The organism is Algoriphagus halophilus, from assembly GCF_900129785.1.
Classification (GTDB): Bacteria; Bacteroidota; Bacteroidia; order Cytophagales; family Cyclobacteriaceae; genus Algoriphagus; species Algoriphagus halophilus.
The window spans coordinates 218,320-238,716 of the sequence record NZ_FSRC01000004.1 but is presented as its reverse complement, the minus strand read 5'-3'; the positions used below and the strand labels follow the sequence as shown (position 1 = coordinate 238,716).

At 40.5% G+C, this 20,397-nt stretch carries 17 protein-coding genes; 3 read left to right on the top strand and 14 right to left on the bottom strand.

Features of this window, described 5'->3' with window-relative positions:
* Positions 1 to 49 precede the first annotated feature (49 nt).
* Genes ftsA through mraZ form a run of 12 tightly spaced genes read right to left on the bottom strand, consistent with a single transcriptional unit; the run spans position 50 to position 13,688 of the window.
* Positions 50 to 1,360, bottom strand: a complete 1,311-nt coding sequence (ftsA, locus tag BUR11_RS19985) for a cell division protein FtsA (protein WP_074226964.1) — start codon at positions 1,358 to 1,360, stop codon at positions 50 to 52.
* 10 nt (positions 1,361 to 1,370) lie between these two features.
* Positions 1,371 to 2,129, bottom strand: a complete 759-nt coding sequence (locus BUR11_RS19980) for a cell division protein FtsQ/DivIB (protein WP_074226803.1) — start codon at positions 2,127 to 2,129, stop codon at positions 1,371 to 1,373.
* Positions 2,126 to 3,538, bottom strand: a complete 1,413-nt coding sequence (gene murC / locus BUR11_RS19975) for a UDP-N-acetylmuramate--L-alanine ligase (protein ID WP_074226802.1) — start codon at positions 3,536 to 3,538, stop codon at positions 2,126 to 2,128. The genes BUR11_RS19980 and murC overlap by 4 nt, the downstream gene beginning before the upstream one ends.
* Entirely contained in the window at positions 3,535 to 4,617 is a 1,083-nt protein-coding gene (gene murG / locus BUR11_RS19970) for an undecaprenyldiphospho-muramoylpentapeptide beta-N-acetylglucosaminyltransferase (protein ID WP_074226801.1), read from the bottom strand. The genes murC and murG overlap by 4 nt, the downstream gene beginning before the upstream one ends.
* A 28-nt stretch (positions 4,618 to 4,645) precedes the next feature.
* On the bottom strand, positions 4,646 to 5,812 hold the full coding sequence (locus BUR11_RS19965) for an FtsW/RodA/SpoVE family cell cycle protein (RefSeq protein ID WP_074226800.1): 1,167 nt from the start codon (positions 5,810 to 5,812) through the stop codon (positions 4,646 to 4,648).
* The gene (gene murD / locus BUR11_RS19960; protein ID WP_074226799.1) at positions 5,809 to 7,161 is read right to left on the bottom strand and encodes a UDP-N-acetylmuramoyl-L-alanine--D-glutamate ligase; all 1,353 of its coding nucleotides are present in this window, start codon (positions 7,159 to 7,161) and stop codon (positions 5,809 to 5,811) included. The genes BUR11_RS19965 and murD overlap by 4 nt, the downstream gene beginning before the upstream one ends.
* 7 nt (positions 7,162 to 7,168) lie before the next feature.
* Positions 7,169 to 8,380 (bottom strand): phospho-N-acetylmuramoyl-pentapeptide-transferase, encoded by a 1,212-nt coding sequence (gene mraY, locus BUR11_RS19955; RefSeq protein WP_074226798.1) that lies wholly within the window; start codon positions 8,378 to 8,380, stop codon positions 7,169 to 7,171.
* 1 nt (position 8,381) lies between these two features.
* A complete protein-coding gene (locus tag BUR11_RS19950) occupies positions 8,382 to 9,845 on the bottom strand; it encodes a UDP-N-acetylmuramoyl-L-alanyl-D-glutamate--2,6-diaminopimelate ligase (protein WP_074226797.1) in 1,464 nt (487 codons plus the stop codon).
* A complete protein-coding gene (locus tag BUR11_RS19945; RefSeq protein ID WP_074226796.1) occupies positions 9,846 to 11,954 on the bottom strand; it encodes a penicillin-binding protein in 2,109 nt (702 codons plus the stop codon). It lies immediately after the preceding gene.
* The gene (locus BUR11_RS19940) at positions 11,951 to 12,340 is read right to left on the bottom strand and encodes an FtsL-like putative cell division protein (RefSeq protein WP_074226795.1); all 390 of its coding nucleotides are present in this window, start codon (positions 12,338 to 12,340) and stop codon (positions 11,951 to 11,953) included. The genes BUR11_RS19945 and BUR11_RS19940 overlap by 4 nt, the downstream gene beginning before the upstream one ends.
* A complete protein-coding gene (rsmH, locus tag BUR11_RS19935) occupies positions 12,337 to 13,248 on the bottom strand; it encodes a 16S rRNA (cytosine(1402)-N(4))-methyltransferase RsmH (RefSeq protein WP_074226794.1) in 912 nt (303 codons plus the stop codon). Before rsmH ends, BUR11_RS19940 begins: the two co-directional genes overlap by 4 nt.
* A 5-nt stretch (positions 13,249 to 13,253) precedes the next feature.
* The gene (gene mraZ, locus BUR11_RS19930) at positions 13,254 to 13,688 is read right to left on the bottom strand and encodes a division/cell wall cluster transcriptional repressor MraZ (RefSeq protein WP_074226793.1); all 435 of its coding nucleotides are present in this window, start codon (positions 13,686 to 13,688) and stop codon (positions 13,254 to 13,256) included.
* Positions 13,689 to 14,179: 491 nt separating this feature from the next.
* On the opposite strand from mraZ, the gene BUR11_RS19925 reads away from it, so the two are divergent.
* Positions 14,180 to 15,331, top strand: a complete 1,152-nt coding sequence (locus tag BUR11_RS19925) for a TlpA disulfide reductase family protein (protein WP_234982209.1) — start codon at positions 14,180 to 14,182, stop codon at positions 15,329 to 15,331.
* Between the two features lie 82 nt (positions 15,332 to 15,413).
* On the opposite strand, the gene BUR11_RS19920 is transcribed toward BUR11_RS19925, so the two are convergent.
* Together BUR11_RS19920 and BUR11_RS19915 are read right to left on the bottom strand one after the other, a co-directional pair.
* Positions 15,414 to 17,513: a M56 family metallopeptidase gene (locus BUR11_RS19920; protein WP_074226791.1), complete on the bottom strand. Its 2,100-nt coding sequence runs from the start codon at positions 17,511 to 17,513 to the stop codon at positions 15,414 to 15,416.
* Positions 17,513 to 17,884 (bottom strand): BlaI/MecI/CopY family transcriptional regulator, encoded by a 372-nt coding sequence (locus tag BUR11_RS19915; protein ID WP_074226790.1) that lies wholly within the window; start codon positions 17,882 to 17,884, stop codon positions 17,513 to 17,515. Before BUR11_RS19915 ends, BUR11_RS19920 begins: the two co-directional genes overlap by 1 nt.
* Positions 17,885 to 18,079: 195 nt before the next feature.
* On the opposite strand from BUR11_RS19915, the gene BUR11_RS19910 reads away from it, so the two are divergent.
* On the top strand, positions 18,080 to 19,189 hold the full coding sequence (locus tag BUR11_RS19910; RefSeq protein WP_074226789.1) for a 6-bladed beta-propeller: 1,110 nt from the start codon (positions 18,080 to 18,082) through the stop codon (positions 19,187 to 19,189).
* A gap of 89 nt (positions 19,190 to 19,278) precedes the next feature.
* A complete protein-coding gene (locus tag BUR11_RS19905; protein WP_074226788.1) occupies positions 19,279 to 20,388 on the top strand; it encodes an alkene reductase in 1,110 nt (369 codons plus the stop codon).
* Positions 20,389 to 20,397: the final 9 nt, after the last annotated feature.

The window sequence follows — 20,397 nt, the reverse complement described above, 5'->3', positions numbered from 1 at the left end:
ATTGGGGAAATAAAAAGCAAAGCCAAGTATCTCCCCTCAATCATAAGCCCTAGTAGGTAATATCATCTCCGATATCATCGGTAATCAAACCTTTCAGCTTAGCACCGATACTTCGGAAAATATCTTTTGAAATCAATTCTTTATTTTCTTGCCTCACGATCGGACCCGAATTGGCAAGTCTTTGTTTGTATCCTTCTTCCCGGTCATCCAGGGATTTAAAGCCCGCTAAAACAAGTCCTACAGAGGTGGCATACATAGGAGATTTTACATCTTCTACCACTGACTTCCCTAAATGCTCATTAGGATAACCGATGCGGGTATCCAATCCAGTCATGTATTCAAATAGCTGACTGATGAATTGCAATTGAGACCCCCCTCCTGTCAATACAATCCCTGCTGCAAGTTTCTTGTAGTGACCTGATTGCATAATCTCGTTTTGGACGATCTCAATGATTTCTTCCATTCTTGCCTCAATAATCGAAGCCAGATTCCGAATAGAAATCTCTTTAGGAGGTCTATTTCTTAATCCAGGGATGGAGACGATTTCATTTGGATTCGCTTCATTGGCAATGGCCTTTCCAAATCTGGTTTTCAATAGCTCTGCTTGATTTTGCATCACCATACACCCTTCTTTGATATCGGTAGTGATGATGTTTCCACCCAATGGAATTACTGCTGTATGGCGGATAATATTTTCATAGAAAATGGCAATATCTGTAGTCCCTCCACCAATATCCACTAAACAAACCCCTGCTTCTTTTTCCTCATCACTGAGTACAGATAGGGAACTTGCCAATGGCTCGAGAATCAACTGCTTGGAAGTGAGGTTGGCTCTTCGAACACATCTATTGATATTATTAATGGCGGTTGTTTGTGCGGTGATAATATGGAAGTCCGCCTCCAGACGAGTTCCGGACATTCCTACAGGATCTTTGATCCCGCCTTCATAATCGACGGTGTAATCCTGAGGCATCACATGGATGATGCTGTTACCCGGAGGAACGACAATATTCTCCATGTCGCTGGAAAGTCTCCTTACGTCCTCTACCGTAATCTCATCTTCCGTTGGAGTTCGCATGATGCTTCCATGCACGATTTTGCTTTGAATGTGCTGTCCTGCAATCCCGACAATGACTTCTGCAATATCCACATCAGCCATTTCAGAGGCATCTTCGACCGCCTTTTGGATAGCATGCACAGTTTTGTCTATGTTGGTGACAACACCACGATTGACACCGTCAGAAACGGCTTTTCCCATTCCGAGTACTTCGAGTTTGCCAAACTCATTTTTTCGGCCGATGATCGCACAGATTTTGGTGGTTCCAATATCCAGTCCGACGATTAGTCTGTCATTTTCCATTCCCAAGCTATTATTCACAAACAATTTGATCTTTAAACTTTACGCTCACACGCTCATAGGCATTCCAGCCTTTTCGCGGTAATATCTCCTTATAGAAGACTTCAATTTTCTTAAATTTCTCGGCGATGTCTTTAGCATCTCCGAATTCGATGACCTGCTTACCTACTTGCTGCATCAATCGAATATCCGTTTTGGAATTCACTTCCAATTCCGGAATCTGAGCAGACCAAAAATCATCCTCAACGATGAAATTGATCAGGTCCATCAGTTCGGGCATTTGTTCCATCACATCGCCCTTATCCATCAATTGCTCGGCTTGTTTGCCTTGCAAAATCAATACTCTACTCGTATAAGAAGGTGAAGTAGGAATTACTTTTCCCTCCACCGTGATATATCCATCCGCAGCATAGGACCGTGCAATTCTTGCAATAGGTTGGTGCTGCTGAATCTTAAGATTCAATATGCCTTTTTGACCAATGGAAGCTTCCATTGATTTAATAAAAGGATGACCTGCCAGTCTTTTCTCCACTTCTTCCAATCTCACTTCTTCCAACATTAAGCCTGCTTTTAATTCAGGAAAAGCGGATCGCATGATCTCCTGTATTTCTTTCTCCTCTACAAAGTAGACTCCACTGACTCCATCGATATTTATCTCAGTACCTTGAAAAGTCTTATACAAGGTTTGTTTCTCCACAAATCCAATGAAGCCGACCAGCACCATACATAGCACCAGAAAAACAAGCGTCTTTTTGATCCTGATCTTTTTCATACTGTGTTTAATTTTTGTCTAGACTCCATCCAGGTAGCGATTCCCGGAACCAAACGATCTATATCTCCAGCTCCAAGGGTCACTAAAACTTCGGGAGCAGATTTTTCCAAATAGCCCATCAGATCTGCCTTACTAACCAAGGTCTTTTTCTTAGACCCAATTTTCTCCAAAAGCATGGCGGAGCTTACTCCCTCAATAGGCAATTCCCTTGCAGGATAGATATCCAATAAAATCACCTCATCAGCCAATGAAAGACTCTCAGAAAATCCTTCTGCAAAATCCCTGGTTCTGGAATACAAGTGAGGTTGAAACACCACGGTAAGTTTACTGGTAGGGTACATGGCAATCACAGAACTTAAACAAGCTCTGATTTCCTCAGGATGATGCGCGTAATCATCAATATAAACCAGGTGATTCTGGTTGACATGAATCTCAAATCGCCTTTTCACCCCTTTGAAAGATGCAAGTCCTTTCCTTATTTCTTCATCGGTGATTCCGTGTTCCGTAGCAATGGCAATGGCGGCCAAGGCATTTTCAACATTATGAAAACCTGGGATATACAATTCCAAATGAGGAATTACTTTTTTACCATCTACATAATCGAACAAGAAAGATCCAGGTCGAGCTTGTATATTCTCTGCTCTAATTCCTTCGGATCTTAACCCATATTTTCTGGTGATCACTTTTGGTAAGCGATCCGCACCTAGTCTATCTGCGGCATTAAACTGGATAAATAGTTTGCCCTTTTTGTCAATCAGCTTTACAAAGTCTCCAAATCCATCTAAAATGGTACTTTCATCCCCATAAATATCCAGGTGATCCGCATCCGTACTAGTCAAAACAGCCTCATTGGGATGCAACCTCATAAATGATCGGTCAAACTCATCCGCTTCCACCACAACAAATCGTTGCTTTTTGGATTTCTTTTTGCCCAAAATCAGATTACTCTGATAGTTTTGGGTAATGCCTCCCAAGAAAGCAGCAATAGGTTTTCCAGCATCCTTGAATAAATGGGCAATCAAAGAAGAAGTGGTTGTCTTCCCATGTGTTCCTGCTACCGCGATGGTATAGAAATTCTCAGTCACCATCCCCAGCACTTCTGATCTCTTTTTCAAAGTGAAACCTTTCTCCCTGAAATAGGCTAACTGAACACTATCTTTTGGCATGGCCGGAGTCCACACAATCAGACTTGATTCTGGAGACTTCTTGATCGCTTCAGGAATGTTTTCTAAAGAGTCATCAAATGTCACAGTCATGCCTTCGCCAATCAATTCCTCTATTAAAGGTGATGGCGTACGGTCGTATCCAGACACTGCATATCCTTCATGGTTGAACCATCGAGCAAGGGCACTCATGCCTATGCCTCCGATTCCTAGGAAATAAACCCTATGTATTCCTTCGAAGCTCATGCTACTAATTGTTCCATTTCTTTTCTGATGGCAATGGCCGCATCCGGCTTTGCCAAACTCTTTATATTCATTCCTAATGCAAGCCCAATAGCCGGGTCCTCCATCAGTTCATCTACTTTCAATTTCAATTTCCCTACAGCTTCTTGATCCTTCAGTAACCAAGCCGCATCATGACTTACAAAAGCCATCGCATTTTTGGTCTGATGATCCTCCGCTACATTGGGAGACGGAATGAAAATCACCGGTTTTCCTACTAAAGACAATTCAGATACTGACAATGCTCCTGCTCTGGAGACAATCACATCCGCTGCCGCATAAGCCAAATCCATTTCTCGGATAAATTCCCTTAAATGAATATTTTTCAAACCTGTTTTTTCGGTCTTTTCAAGCATGTCCTTGAAATAGTATTTACCAGATTGCCAAAGCACTTGGTATCCCTCTTTATCCAAGGATTTCATATCTTTTAAAACCGCCTGATTTAAAGTTCTTGCTCCCAAAGAGCCACCTAAAACCAACACCGTTTTCTTTTCTTTCTTTAGCTTAAAATGTTTGAGGGCCTGCTCTTTTTTTCCAGATAAATCCAGAATATCCTTCCTCACAGGATTTCCTGTATAAGCAATCTTTTCAGCTGGAAAGAATCGCTCCATATCAGGGTAAGCGACACATATTTTATTTGCTTTCTTGGCCAATAATTTATTGGTCAGTCCTGCGTAAGAATTCTGCTCCTGAACTAAAGTGGGAATACCCATTCTTTGCGCTGCAAACAATACCGGACCACTGGCATATCCTCCTACACCTACCACCATATCTGGCTTAAAATCCTTTACCATTTTTCTGGCTTGCATCAGGCTATTCAAAAGCTTGAATGGAAACTTCAGATTTTCCAAAGTCCACCTCCTCTGTAATCCTGCTACTGGCAAACCTTCAATTTGATAGCCGGCCTCTGGAACTTTTTGCATTTCCATTTTGCCAAGCGCCCCAACAAATAAAATCTCACTGCCTGGAAATTCTTCTTTCCAAGCATTGGCAATGGCGATCGCAGGGTAGATATGTCCCCCTGTTCCCCCTCCACTGATCATGATGCGATATGTTCTATTCGTTTCGATACTAAGCTGTTTTTAATCTTGATTTATTCGTAGCAGTCACGCTACCTACTTCTTCATCTTGATGGTCCCCTCTACTTACCGACAGAATTATTCCCAGGGAAATCCCTGTAAATACCAATGAGGTTCCTCCCATACTCAGTAAGGGTAAGGGCAAACCAGTAATAGGTCCCAATCCAACTGCCACGGCCATATTGACCAAAGCCTGAATCACCAAAGCAAAACTGAGCCCTGCCGACAACAAGCCGCCGAATGCCTTATTGGAATTGGCTACGATTCTCATTCCTCTGTACAGCAAAGCCAAGTACAGAAACAGTACAGATGCTCCACCTACCAATCCATACTCTTCGATAATGATCGCATAGATAAAATCTGAATAAGGGTGTGGTAAAGAATTTCGCTGTTCACTATTTCCAGGACCTTTCCCGGTAACTCCTCCAGTAGCAATGGCGATATAAGATTGTTCCGCTTGGAAAGGCACTTCCTCCTCATCCATAAATGCTTCAATTCTGGAGAAGAAAGTCTCTCCTCTTTGTCCCAAGAACACTGCTGCCGTCAATCCAAGCATTCCTACCATGACCACCATGGCCAGGTATTTTACAGGAACCCTACCCACAAACATGATCAACAGGCAAGTCAACAATAGCAGAATTGCTGTTGACATATTTGCCAATGCGATCAATAAACAGATCACCCCGATGGCAATGATGATGGGAACAAAAGTGTTCTTGAAATCTTTGATATTGTTCTGCTTACTGGCTAGCATCGCTGCCAAGGCCGCAATCAGGGCCAACTTCGCCAAATCAGAAGGCTGGAACGCTTGATTAATCAAAGGAATGGTCAACCATCTATTTGCCTCATTGATGTTGGACCCAAACATGTAAGTAAACAACAACAAAGGAATAGAGAGGTACATGGCCAACCTGGCGTAAAGCGCATAGTTCCTATAAGGAATTTTATGGGCAAACCACATCACCACCAAAGAGACAAATACCAAAAACGAGTGTCTGAATAAATAGACCTCGGTATTTCCTCCTGCATATTTATAGGCCAATGATCCCGTGGCTGAATACACCACCAGAATACTGAAAAGAGACAATAAGATCACAATCCCCCAAATGAGAGGGTCTCCCTTAAAGTGCTCATCTATCCATGCCTTAAATTGATTCATGCGATGGTTTCTGGTTTGAGTTCATTTACTGCGGTTCGAAATTGTTCTCCCCTATCTTCATAATTTTTAAATAAGTCAAAACTTGCACAGGCTGGAGACAGTAGTACCATGTCTCCAGCTTTTGCCAACATTTTGCCCCAGCTTACCGCTTCTTTCATACTCTGCGTTTCGCGGATATCTTCAATGCTGTTTTGAAAAGCATCTTTCAATTTTTCATTATCCTTACCTAGACAAATGAGTGTTTTCACTTTCCCTTTTACCAGGCCTTGAACTGTACGATAGTCATTCCCTTTATCTACTCCCCCGGCAATCCAAATCAATTGATTTTTAAAAGCATCCAACGCATAGGCTGTAGCCTCCACATTGGTTCCTTTACTGTCATTGATAAAACTGACTCCGTCAATTACTCTGATCAATTCCATGCGGTGAGAGGCATTCTTGAAAGAGGATAAGCCAGCTTTCAATTGCTTTTCATTCACTCCTGCTAATAAACAAGCTGTTCCTGCGCCTAAGGCATTCATATAATTGTGCTCCCCTTGAAGAGGAAACTCTTTTACTGGAATAGAAACAGACTTTTCATCAGTTTTCAACACCAGGTTTTCCCCATCAAAATACCCCCCATTCTTCTGAGGTGTCTTGGTAGAAAACCAAAGCTTTTCCGGTCTGAACTTTACGCCCTCAAGACCCTCTGCTGTCAATGGATCGTCCAGATTTAAAATAGCTTTATCCCTAGGCCCCATATTTTTGAACAAGCCCATTTTGGAATGCACATAATTCTGCAATTGATAATCATATCGATCCAGGTGATCCGGAGTAATATTGGTCAAAATGGCAATGGATGGTCTGAAGCAGAAAAATCCATCGATTTGGAAACTACTACATTCAATCACCCACCAATCATGATCTTCTTCCAGTAATTGTGCTGCCCAGCTCTTCCCTACATTTCCAGCCAACCCTACATCAAACCCTGCAGTTTTAAACAAATGATAAGTCAGTAGTGTCGTGGTCGTTTTTCCGTTTGTGCCAGAAATAGCAATCACTTTTCCTGCACTGAATCGATTGGCAAACTCCAATTCATCAATTACTGCAATCCCTTCGTCCATCGCTTTCATCACGATATAAGTATTGCCAGGAATACCGGGAGATTTAACAATCAAATCCGAATTCAATATGATGGCTTCGGAATGAAGACCTTCTTCATACGGAATCTCTTCGACTTCCAACTTCTCTTTTCGTGCCTCACTAATGCGCCCTGAATCTGAAACCCATACCGCATAGCCCTGCCGTTTTGCGAGCAATGCTGCTCCCAATCCGCTTTCGCCTGCACCAAGTATGGCTATTTGTTTCATATTCGTTTTATCTCAATTTCAATGTTGCCAAGGTGATTACTGCCAGTAGGATTCCAACAATCCAAAACCTGGTCACAATCTTTGGCTCAGGAATATTTTTCTTTTGATAATGATGATGCAAAGGTGACATCAGGAATATTCTCCTTCCCTCCCCATATTTCTTTTTCGTGTATTTGAAGTAGCTGACCTGCAAAACCACACTGGCATTTTCAACCACGAAAATTCCACACATCAATGGAATCAATAATTCTTTTCTTAAAGTCAGGGCCAAAACGGCAATTACTCCTCCGAGCATGAGGCTACCAGTATCACCCATAAATACCTGTGCTGGGTAGGCATTATACCAAAGGAATCCAATGCAGGCTCCAATGAATGCAGATGCAAAAATCACCAACTCACCGGAGTTAGGGATGTACATGATATTGAGGTATTGTGAGAAAATGGCATTTCCTGAGATGTAGGCAAAAATGGCTATGGTCAAACCGATTATTGCTGAAGTGCCTGCTGCCAAACCATCAATTCCATCTGTGATATTTGCCCCGTTGGATACTGCTGTAATAATAAAAGTCACTACAAAAATGTATAATATAGGAGTCATTGCTTCTCCAAGGAAGCCCAACAGGGTTTCATAATTCAGTTCATTGTTTTTGACAAAAGGAATGGTAGTCTTTGCCACCTTCACATCCCTGAATGCCGGCGTTTCAACTACTCCTTCTTCTATGGAAACCGGATTTTGAAATTCCCGGATCACCACATCTTCATTGAAGTAAAGTGTGGTTCCTACTATAATTCCAATACCGATTTGCCCTACTATTTTAAACTTACCAGCAAGTCCCTCTTTGTTCTTTTTAAAGACTTTGATGTAATCATCCAAAAAGCCAATTCCTCCCAACCAAATGGTCGTGATCAAAAGAAGGATGATGTAAATGTTATTCAGGTCACCGAACAACAATGTAGGAATCAGAATAGCTGCAATAATCATCAGTCCTCCCATTGTAGGAGTACCTTTTTTCTGATTTTGTCCTTCCAGACCTAAATCCCGAACCGTTTCTCCAATTTGTTTCCTTCTGATCCAGTTGATGATATTTTGCCCAAAAGTGATGGTAATGATCAAAGAAAAGAGTGCTGCCATCCCCGCCCGAAATGAGATATATCGAAACACACCTGTTCCGGGAATGTCCAAGACTTGATCTAGATATTCAAAAATGGGATACAACATCTCAGCTTTGGGTAAATTGGGTTAATAATTCTTTCACTACTTCCGCATCGTCAAAGTGATGCTTCACTCCTTCTATTTCTTGATAATCTTCATGGCCTTTTCCAGCTACTAGGATGATATCTCCCTTATTGGAAAGCATGCACGCTGTCTTAATTGCTTCTTTGCGATCCTCAATGGTCAAAGTCTTTCTTAGTTCCGTGGGACTAACGCCCTCCAACATGTCTTTTAAAATGTCCATTGGTTTTTCAAACCTTGGGTTATCTGAAGTCAAAATGGCTTTATCACTTTCCTGAACCGCGATTTTGGCCATGATCGGCCGTTTGGTCTTATCGCGATTTCCTCCACATCCTACCACCGTGATTAACTGTTCGTTGCCCGTGCGAACCCCATTGATGGTTTTCAACACATTATCTAAAGCATCTGGTGTATGTGCATAATCTACAATGGCCGTAATCCCACCTATTGAAATTCTATCAAACCTTCCTTTGGCTCCTTTGATACCAGACAATTCACGCAACACTTCTTCCTCATCCTCTCCCAACAACACTGCTGTTCCCATGACCCCTAGAAGATTGTATGCATTGAAAGCCCCAATCATCCGGAACCAGATCAATTTATTGTTAATTTCAAGCTCCAGGCCTTCCAGCGTATTGGAGATGATTTTGGCTTTAAAATCTGCAGGAGTTTTTAAGCCAAAGGTTTGGTGAGTGCCTTTGCAGTTTTGAAGCATGACCATCCCTCTTTTATCATCCGCGTTGACCAAGGCAAATGCATCTTTTGGAAGCTCGTCAAAAAGCTTTTTCTTTGCTTTGATGTATTCATCAAAGGTTTTATGGTAATCCAGATGGTCGTGTGAGATATTGGTAAATACCGCACCTGCCATTTTGAGCCCCGCAATTCTCTCTTGAACAATCGCATGGGAACTTGCTTCCATAAAACAATGGGTGCATCCTGCATCCAACATTTGTCGAAGCAATGCTTGAACACTTACCGAATCTGGTGTAGTATGGGTAGCAGGAATAACTTCCGAATTGATCTTGTTTTCTACTGTAGAAAGCAACCCTACACTATATCCCATTTCCATAAAAAGCTGATGGAGTAAAGTCACCGTAGTGGTTTTTCCATTAGTGCCAGTCACTGCGACCACCTTCATTCTTTCGGACGGATTATCAAAATAATTTGCAGCCATGATCCCCATTGCTTTGGCGGAGCTCACGACTTGGATGTAGGCAATTCCGTCTTTTAATTGCTCAGGAAGCTTTTCGCATATGATGACGGTGGCACCTTTTTCAATGGCTACTTCAATAAAGTCATGCCCATCTACCTGGGTACCTGGAATTGCTACGAAAACTGACCTTTCTACCACTTTTCGGCTATCAAAGACAATATTCTGAATCCGCATTTCCATATCACCGGTCGTGCTGATCAGAGAAACTTTGTACAATATGTCCTTCAGTACTTTCATTTAGCCTAATACAAGATTTATCGTGGCATTTTTAATTAATTCTGAACCAGGAGAAATAGATTGTTGCTTCACTATTCCTTTCCCTGAATAATTGACTTTTAACCCCTTATTCTCCAGGATAAAAAGCGCATCTCTTAATGGTAATCCTGACACGTCAGGAACCTGAGGCATTTCTGTCTCATTATTTTCCCATTGAATTTTCTCATTGTTGGAAACCGACCTAACCCATTCCTCCGCATTGGCAGGAGAGGCCTGAACCCCCAATTCTTCAAAAATCTCGTTCAACTCTCCACCTCTACCAGCTCGGATAAATGGAGTCTTGGAATCGATATTTTCAGCCTGAAAAATCTGATTTTGATTGGAGGGATTGAGCTCCAAGTCTAAAGCATAGATTCGATCGGCAATTTCTTTAAACACTGGTGCAGAAACATCACCTCCGTAGGCAGCAAAACCCTTAGGACTGTCAATCACCACAATCATGGAATATTTCGGATTGTCTGCTGGAAAATATCCCGCAAAACTGGTGTAATATTTTTGCGTATATCTGCCATCAATCAGCTTTTGGGCAGTACCGGTTTTGCCGGCAATTTTATAATCAGCATTGGCAATATTTCGGGCAGTTCCTCTTACAACCACCCCTTCTAATAGCTCTTGCAAAAGCTTAATAGTCTTATCTGAGGCGATTTGATCCCGAATCACTTCTGTTTCAAACTCCTCATGAATCGTATTTCCTTTGGCGATGGCCTTTACAATAAAAGGTTTCACCATTTTCCCACCATTAGCCACTGCATTATATAAGGAGAGGGTATGCAGCGGATTCAATTTGATTTCGTATCCAATGGAAATCCAAGGTAGGGAGGTTCCATACCAATTTTTATCGCCAGGCTTTTTGAAATAAGGTTTTCCTTCCCCTACCAGCTGGAATCCTACCGGCTCCTTCAAACCTGCCTTTTCTACATAGGCCATAAACTTGGAAGGACTGGAGCCAAAGTATTCATCCACCAATTTTGAAATGGCCACATTAGAGGATTTTTCAAATGCTTCCCGAATGGTCAAGGTTCCATAACCTCCATACTTCGCATCCCGCATGGTGCGGTCGTAGAACTTATGGGCTCCATTTCCAGTCTCCACTTTATCATTTAAGCTGATTTTATTTTCTTCCAATAAAGCCAACATGGATAGTAATTTGAAAGTAGAACCTGGCTCTGTATTTCCTTGGTCCCCTACCGCGAAATTGTAATTTTCACCATAGCCCACTCCTTTTTTATTCTTCTGAAGATTGGCAATGGCTTTAATTTGACCGGTCTTTACTTCCATCACTATGACTGACCCGAATTCTGCATCGCGGTCTTCCAATTGTCTTCTTAATGCAGTTTCAGCTACATCTTGGATATTCACATCCAGGGTAGTGATCACATCAAACCCGTTTTCAGGCTTGACATCTTCTGCATCAAATACAGGCTTCCAACTTCCACCTGCTAGCCTTTGGAATAAAGCCTTTCCATCTTTGCCCTTCAAGTACTCATTAAAGGAGTATTCAATTCCAGCACCATATTCATCTTCATTCAGAAAACCCACTGTTCTACTAGCAAGAGAATTAAATGGTCGGTACCTTTTTTCAACTTTTTCAAATAATACACCTCCACCAAGACGACCGCCTCGGAAGATTGGCCAAGTGGACATCATTTGCATATCCTGATAGCCAATTTGACGTCTATTCAATACCAAGTATCTTTTATTGTCCTTTCTGGCATCAGTGATCATTCTCTTGTAGGCAGTGGCAGATTTGTCTTTATAGTAGGCGGACAATTTTTGGGACAAGGAGTCAATTTTTGCCTTATAGCGATCCTCTTTTACAATGGTAGGATCAATCGCTACTCTATAAAAAGGTAGACTAGTCGCCATCAAGCTGCCATCTCCAGCATAAATATTCCCACGGGTAGCAGGAACTTCCCTGTACTTGAAATTGATGGTTTCTGCTTTTTCTCTCCATTTATCTCCCTCTTCCAATTGCAATTTGGCAATACGGTAAGGTATTGCTGCTGCAACCAGCGCAACAAGGATGAAAACCACCCTCACTCTGAGTAATATGGATCGTTTTATATTCACTTATCTACCTCGATTTTGATCGGTGGTTGATTTAATTCTTCTATTCCTTTTTCTAACACACGCTTGGCTACCTCCGACTGCATGCTACTCAACATGTACTCTGCCTCCAGGGTAGTCACATCGGCACGAAGGTCTTCTACTTCTTGCTGCACTTTCTCTATTTTTCTCACCATGTTTTCAGCACGGTGATTACTCCAGATATAGATCAAAGCCAATAATACCACAAACCCAACAGGAGGCACCAATTGAACAGGGACACCTTCTCCGAGCAAGCCGGTCACATTCAACTTCTCCTCTATCCAGGTGAAAATGGTTTTTCTTGGACCATTACCTCTTTTCGGAGTATTTCCTTTTTTGAGTTTCTTTTTAAACGTATTCTGACTCATTTCCCTCTCTTTTTAGCAACTCTCAGTTTTGCACTTCTAGCTCTGGGATTTCTAGCAATCTCTTCCTCATCTGCCACGACTGCACCCCTACTTACTGGATCCAATGGTCTGAGCAGATTGCCATAAAAATCTTTTTCCACTTCACCCTGAAATTTCCCTTTCTGGATCAGGTTCTTGACCAAGCGGTCCTCTAGGCTATGATAACTCATCACTACCAGCCTTCCTTCTGGGTTCAAAAGATCTACCGCATCAAGCAACATCTCTTCCAATGCACCCATTTCATCATTTACCTCTATCCTCAAGGCTTGAAAAACCTGAGCATAGTATTTATAATCCTTGCCCCGAGGAGCATATTTTTTCAAGAAAGCCGTAAAGCCTTCTGTCGTTTCAAATGGCTGAGCAGCTCGCTCAGAAACAATCGCTTGTGCCAAGGTCTTGGCATTTTTCACCTCTCCATAAATGCCAAAAATCTTATGAAGCTTCGATTCCTCATAAGTATTCAATACCTCCTTGGCAGATAATTCAGCAGATTGATTCATCCTCATATCCAAACTCCCACTGAATCGGGTAGAAAATCCCCGACTTGGTTCATCAATTTGATGAGAGCTGATCCCCAAATCAGCGAGAATCCCATCCACCTTCTTAACGCCATGCAGCCTCAAATAACGCTTCAGGTCGCGGAAATTTGCTTCCACGAAGGTGAAATGCTCATTTTCCGGAATATTTGCTTTCGCATCTATATCTTGATCGAAGCCATATAAATGGCCTTGATCCAAGTGTTTAAGGATTTCACGCGAATGCCCCCCTCCACCAAACGTAACGTCGACATAAATTCCATTGGGATTAATAGCCAAGCCTTCAGTGCATTGGGCTAGCATCACTGGGATATGGTAAACAGACTCTGTCATAATTATTAGGAGAGGTATTTTTCCATTAATTGAGACAAGTCTGCAGGATCAGAAATGATGTTCTGCAAGTATTTGTCCGGATTCCAAATCTCGATTCTACTCCCCATTCCGACGACTACCACTTCTTTCTCCAACTCACCATAGCTCTGGTATATCTTCGGAATCAACAGACGCCCTGAGCTATCTAACTCCACTTCTACACTGGTAATGAAAAATGAACGCTGTAGCTTTCTTTGTTCGGCATTGTTGATCGAAAGGGATCTTACCTGGCTTTCCAGTTTTTTATACTCATTCATGGGATAAAGAGCCAAACATTTATCCTCTGCCATACGAAGCATAAGCGCAGACCCATTCGCCTCAGGTATCGCCGCCTTGATTTTGGCAGGCAATACCAGACGCCCTTTGGGATCTAGCTTGCAATCATATTGACTATTGAACATTTCGCTCTTATTTTCTTGAGTATGTAGTAAAGACAAAAGTAATAAAATGATATACACATTCTACCACTTTGCCCCACTTTTTCCCACTTTATCTTAAAAGTAGCCAAAAGTTTGATCCAAGCCAATATTTAACAAAATATTTCACTTATTTTTTTGAGGGTATTCAAATGATTAACAGCCCTTTATAAAGTTCAAAAAACCACCTTTTTAGACTGTATTTAGGGCTTTTATTACAAAATAGTCCAATTTCTTTGGAACATCCTGTGATAGGAATTTTAAAAGTGGGGCAATTTCCCATAAAAATTAACCTCATTTCGGAAAAGTGGAAGAAAATCCCATCACCGATTTTTTAATTACCCTACTATCCATGTAGACTAAATTGAATTATCCTGATAGATTTGTGGTTGCACTTCTTACCTATGAAAAAAACAATCCTACATTTCCTCCTTTTTTGTCTACTATTTAGCTGTCAGAAAAGCCCCGAAAAAAACATGAATTTTGAAGGAAATTGGCATGGTTATCTGGACTTAGGCGAAGACCACTTGCCATTTTGGTTCAGCTTAGAAAAATCCGGAGATAATTGGACTGCATATCTAAAAAATGACAGTGAAAACCTAGCTGTTCCTGATGTAGAAATTAAAGAGGATAGCATTCATATCATCATGAATGCATTTGATTCTGAGGTACATGCAAAAATGATGGAGGACGGCAGCATCCAAGGAAAATATCAAAGAAATTACCAAGAGAATTACCATTCTGGATTTGTAGCTGAACGTAACATCGATACAAGATTTCCTGTATCGGAACCTCCCAAAACAGACTTTTCCGGAAAATGGGAATTTGAATTTATAAGATCAGATAGCAGCACCTATCAGGCACTAGGCATTTTCCAACAAAACGGAAATAAAATCACTGGGACTTTTCTGACCAATGTGGGAGATTATCGTTTTCTGGAAGGCAATGTAAGTGGCGATACATTTTACCTAAGCGCTTTCGATGGAGGACATGCCTTTTTCTTTACAGGCCAGGCAGATAATCATGGTGAAGTTACAGGAAGGTTCAGGTCTGGCCCCATTTATTTCCAAACCTTTGAAGCAACAAGAAATGAGTCTTTTGAACTACCTGAAAACGACCATTTAACCCAATTGAAAGAAGGGTATGAAACCCTCGACTTCAGTTTTCCAAATGCCGATGGAGAGATTGTTTCACTTAGCGATTCCACTTTTAAAGACAAAATTGTATTGGTCCAGCTGTTTGGAACCTGGTGCGCCAATTGCATGGATGAAACCAATTTTCTGGCTCCTTGGTACTTGGAAAACAAATCAAAAGGAATTGAAGTAGTTGCCTTGGCTTTTGAAAGCAAACCTGACTTTGACTATGCTGCGGGAAGGGTAAAAAAACATGCAGAAAGATTTGAGGTTCCCTACCCTCAGCTGATTGCAGGCGTTTCAAAAAAAGATGAAGCGGCGAAATCTCTACCTGCTTTGAAAGAAGTTATTGCATTTCCTACTCTGATATATCTTGACAAAAAACACAAGGTTAGAAAGATCCATACTGGGTTTAGCGGGCCCGGCACAGGGGATTATTACGCCCAATGGATTGAGAGCCATAAAATTTTGATAGACAAGTTATTATCTGAATAAAAAAGACCAGTTCAGGAAACAGGTCTTTTTTGAAGCATCAACACACAATTACCTTTTCAGGTCATTTTCTTCTAACGTATATTTATTGGTTATCGTCTTTCTTTTTAAGCTCTTCTTGTAGTTTTTTCTGGAATTCTTCGATTTTAGCGGTATTTTCTTTTTGCCATGCTTCCATTTTACGTTGATATTCTTCCATTTTTGGCTGCATTTCTTTTTCCCATGCCTTCATCTTTTCCTCATAATCCTTCAACAAAGGCTCATTCTCTTCCTGCCAAGCTTTCATTTTCGCTTCAAACTCCTGCATTTTGGGCTCATTAGCTTTTTGCCATTCCTCCATTCTCTTTTCAAATTCTTTCAATTTAGGCTCATATGCTTTCTGCCACTCTTCCATTCTCTTTTCAAACTCCTTCATTTTTGGAGCCATACTCTTTTCCCATTCTTTCATTTTGAGCTCGTATTCAGCGCCATTTTCCTCCCATTTAGCAGCCCATTCTTCCGCTCTTTTTGCCATTTCTTCAGCACGAAGTTCCATATCTTTTTGCCATTTCTCTTTTTCAGCTTTGGTCATTCCTATGGTATCTTTGGTAGAAAAAGCCCAATCCTGTCCATTTTTAAACTCAAAAACCATTGGAGCAAATCCCTCTCCAAATTCCATTGGTGGCATTGGGGCCATTTCAAAATCAGGAACTGGTGCCATCTCGAAATCAAAGTCGGGTACTGGTGCCATTTCGAAATCCATTTGAGGAGCAACAGCAATTTCAAAATCCATCATCGGAGCCATGGCCTCTTTTGGAAATTCAGGCATTGGAGCCAATTCTAACTCAGGCATATTTTCAATAATTACCTCTTCGCCATTATACTTATACACAAAAGTTCCTTTTTTATCGGACTTCCAAACCATTGGTTTCCCCTTATGGATAATGGTATCTCCTTGGACCTGGATACGATATACTTTTTTATCCTTTGGGTCAATCACTTCATTTTCTTCATTTACCCAAACTGGAACCCCATCGGTGATGATTACTTTTTCGACTTTTTTATCAAGGGTATCTTTGGTTGCTTCTACAACTCTAGGCACCAACTTTTCAAGGTTATTTTTAACTACAACTTGAGCGATGGGCTCCACTTTATCTGTTTTGGCAGGTACATCCTGCTGTGCACTGGCAATTAAACCGGCACTAAGTATTAATGTGATTAACATAGGGATAGAAATTATAGGGTTTTGCGGATAGGTCTGAGCTGGATAGCCCATGATTCTTTTTATTCTTTGAAGGGTAGGGTTTCGTTTTTTCCCTGCGGCAAGTGCTAATTCAGGGGGATTTTGCTTTGCGAAATTCAAAACTTCGGCTAGGCCAAAAGCCAATTCTTTAGCTGAAACACCTGCAGAAACAGCCAAATCATCAGAAGCATTTTCACGTAACTCCTTCACTGTTTGGCTCATCCACCAAAAACATGGATGATAGAAGAATACTACTTCCAAGGAAGACTGAATCAGATTTGCCAAATAATCATTTCGCTTTACATGCGCCAATTCATGGGCGATGATAGCTTCCAATTGGGAAGGTGATAGTTGAAATAATAATCCTGCAGGGATTAAGATGACTGGCTTAAAAAACCCGAAAGTGATCGGAGATTGGCCTAAATCTGTGATTCGAAGCTGTACTTTTTTACTGACTCCAATCTTGGAAGAAAGTCTTTTTACGATATCATTTAAGTTCAAATCCTCATTTAGAGTAGAAGATTTTCTAAGCACTCTAATTTCAGAAAGGCTATTCACCAATCTGAACAAGAATAGTAAAGCACCCAAAAACCAAAAATTCACTAATAAAGGAAGTTGAATCTCGATCCAATGAATTATTCTGGGGACCAAACTTTCTGTGCTAAGCGTAGAAGCCTCATTCATTTGGCTTAATACCATGGCATCCAAGGTCACTTTATCAAAAAGGGAATCTGGTGCCTGGATAGTTAGCTGGTAGAAAAATGTCCCAAAAGCCAGGAGCAAAGTGAATCCTAGGCTGCACATTGCCACAACGTACTTAAAAGTGGGACTACGTCGAGCAAACAATTTGAGAAGCAACCAAAGTGCCCCTCCAATCAATACAAGCTGCCAGATCGAATGAACCAATGTCCATCCCAAGGCATATAGCAAGTTATCCGGTATCAAATCGTTTAAAATTGTCATCAGGATTTTTGTTCTAGTTGGTCTAAAAATTCTCTTATTTCATTCAACTCCTCCTTGGAAGGGTTTTCTTGTCCAAGTGCCTGCATGACCAGTTTCTTTGCGGAACCACCAAAAGCAGTGGCCATCAAATTTTTCAAGAGGGATTTTTGGGTCTCTCCTTGATTAGTAGCAGGTTTATAAATATGCGTTCTACTTTGCTCATCTCTGGTCAGCATCCCTTTAGCATGCATGATCTGCATGATTTTCAATGTAGTAGTATATCCTGTCTCCTTGGTCTTTGAAATCTCCTCGTGGATCTGTCTCACACTGGCTTCTTTCTTTTCCCATAGAAGGGATAAAATCTCTAGTTCAGCTTCTGTAGGTTTACTCATGGTCTGGTTATACGATATCTTTCGTACCAAAGTTATACGAAGACAATCGTAATTTCAAAATTTCTACGAAAATAATCGTATTAAAAAGTGTTAACGTTTGTTATACAGTCATTTATTTGAATAAATACATGTATTTCTTTTCAAGAAAAATTGAACTTTTCATTACCTTATTTATTCGTTTAAAAATCTAAATTGATGAAGACCATTATTTTTATTCTAAATATTCTTCTCCTTTTTTCATCATGCCTCTCTAAAGAATCAAGAAAAGAAATAAGATTGGCGAAAGTAAATAAGCCGTTAAACTTGGCTACATACTTTTCAAAAATGAAGGCAATCCCATTAGATTCTTCAGTTACAGTGGGACAAGTTGATAAAGTCATAATTGCTCAGGACAAGATCATTCTTTCAGATTTTAATATCATGAAATCATTAAGGGTATTTGATTTAAATGGGAAACAACTGGCCTACAGGGATGATATTGGTGAGGGACCTTTAGGAATGAGTGAGATCTCGGACTTTTGCATTTATGAGCAAAAAATTTATGTTTTAAATGGAGCCAGGAAGCATATATATACCTTTGATTTAGAGTTGAACCAACTAGAGGATATTGACCTTGCTTATTCTGCCGGTAGTCTCAAAGTGACCAATGAGGGTATTTTAACTTATCATCAAAATTTCAGCGAAGACAATATCAATTCATTCAACCAATATGATCTACAGGGAAACCTGATTCAGGGATTTTATCCCATCAATTCAGAACTTGATAAACCTTATGTCGGAAATGAAGAATTTCTGGTTAGAGGAAATGAATTAATCCATTATCATCCTTTTGTTGACAGTCTGATCATACTTTCCAACTTAGCCATCAAAGCAAGTTACTTTTTGGATTTTGAGGACCAGTTTTATCCGCTAAGTGAATACACTTCTATTAGCCATCCACTAGACCGCCTAAAAAAATTCAATGAGTTTAAAGGGTACAAAAACATTAATCATGGAATTGGTCTTCCCGATAACAAATATTTATTTTCTATCATTCACGACCATACTCATAAATTTTTATTGATCAATTTAACAACTCATAACATGATGCTTTATGAGAAATTAAAAAATGACTTTTTGACCTTACCCTCTCAGATTAAATTCATGGGAAATGATGAAAATCAAGCCTGGTTTACTATTGACCCAGTTATTTTGGATCAATTCTATAGGATTAATTATGACAAAATAAATGAAGAAGACATGCTCATAAATCCTGGAATAGAACATAATCCTATCATTTTTATCGCCGAATTCAAGAATCCTTAAAACCCAATATCAGAATTTCAAAAATGAACTTTCTTACCCAAACATTAGTTGTATAGACATTGAATTTTTCAACAAAACCAACTACTATTATGAGTACGAAACAAGCATTATTGGAACCTATACAAGTGGGCGATTTAAATTTGTCCAATCGGGTATGGATGGCACCCATGACGCGTTCCAGAGCAGCTAATCCCGAAAATAAACCTTTCGAAATTCACGCAAAATATTATAGACAAAGGGCTTCCGCAGGATTGATTATTACTGAAGGATCCCAGATTTCAAAAAGGGCAGTTGGATACATCAATACTCCAGGGATTTATTCTCAGGAGCAAGTAGAGGGTTGGAAAGAAGTTACGAAAGCCGTTCATGAAGAAAATGGACATATTTTCATCCAATTATGGCATGTGGGACGAATCTCACATCCTGATTTCCATGGCGGTGAATTACCTCTTGCTCCCTCCGCCATTAATCCCAATGAAAAATCTTATACCCCAGAAGGTTTTAAAGAAACAGTCACTCCTAAAGCAATGAGCTTGGAGGAAATCAAGCAGACGATAGAGGATTTTAAAAACGGGGCTAAAAATGCGATGGAAGCAGGATTTGACGGAGTAGAAATTCACTCTTCCAATGGGTATTTATTGCATCAGTTCTTCAGCGCTACCAGCAACGTAAGAACGGATGAATATGGAGGAAGTATCGAAAACCGAACAAAAATCCTTTTTGAAATAATCGAAGCGATTAAAGAAGTAATGCCGGAAAATAAGATTGGAGTTCGTTTAAACCCTTCCTTAAATGGTGTTTTTGGAATGAAAGCCGATGAAAAAACCATTCCTACTTTTGATTACATCATCAATAAATTAAACGACTACGATCTGGCCTATTTACACCTTTCGGAACCGTTTACAGATGTTTCCGATCTACCTTATTTAGAACCAAATATTGCAAAAAGATATCGACCAATGTACAAAGGTACCTTGGTAATTAACAATGCCTTTGATCAGGAAAAAGGCAATAATATCATTGAGGAAGGTTTGGCAGATGCCGTTGCATTTGGGAAACTATTTATCTCAAATCCAGATCTCCCAGTTCGATTTGAAACCAATGCTCCATTGGAAGAATGGGATCAAAGCACCTTCTACACACCAGGAGAAAAAGGATATACAGATTATCCTTTGTTGGAAGAAACGAATGTTGGATAATCACCACTG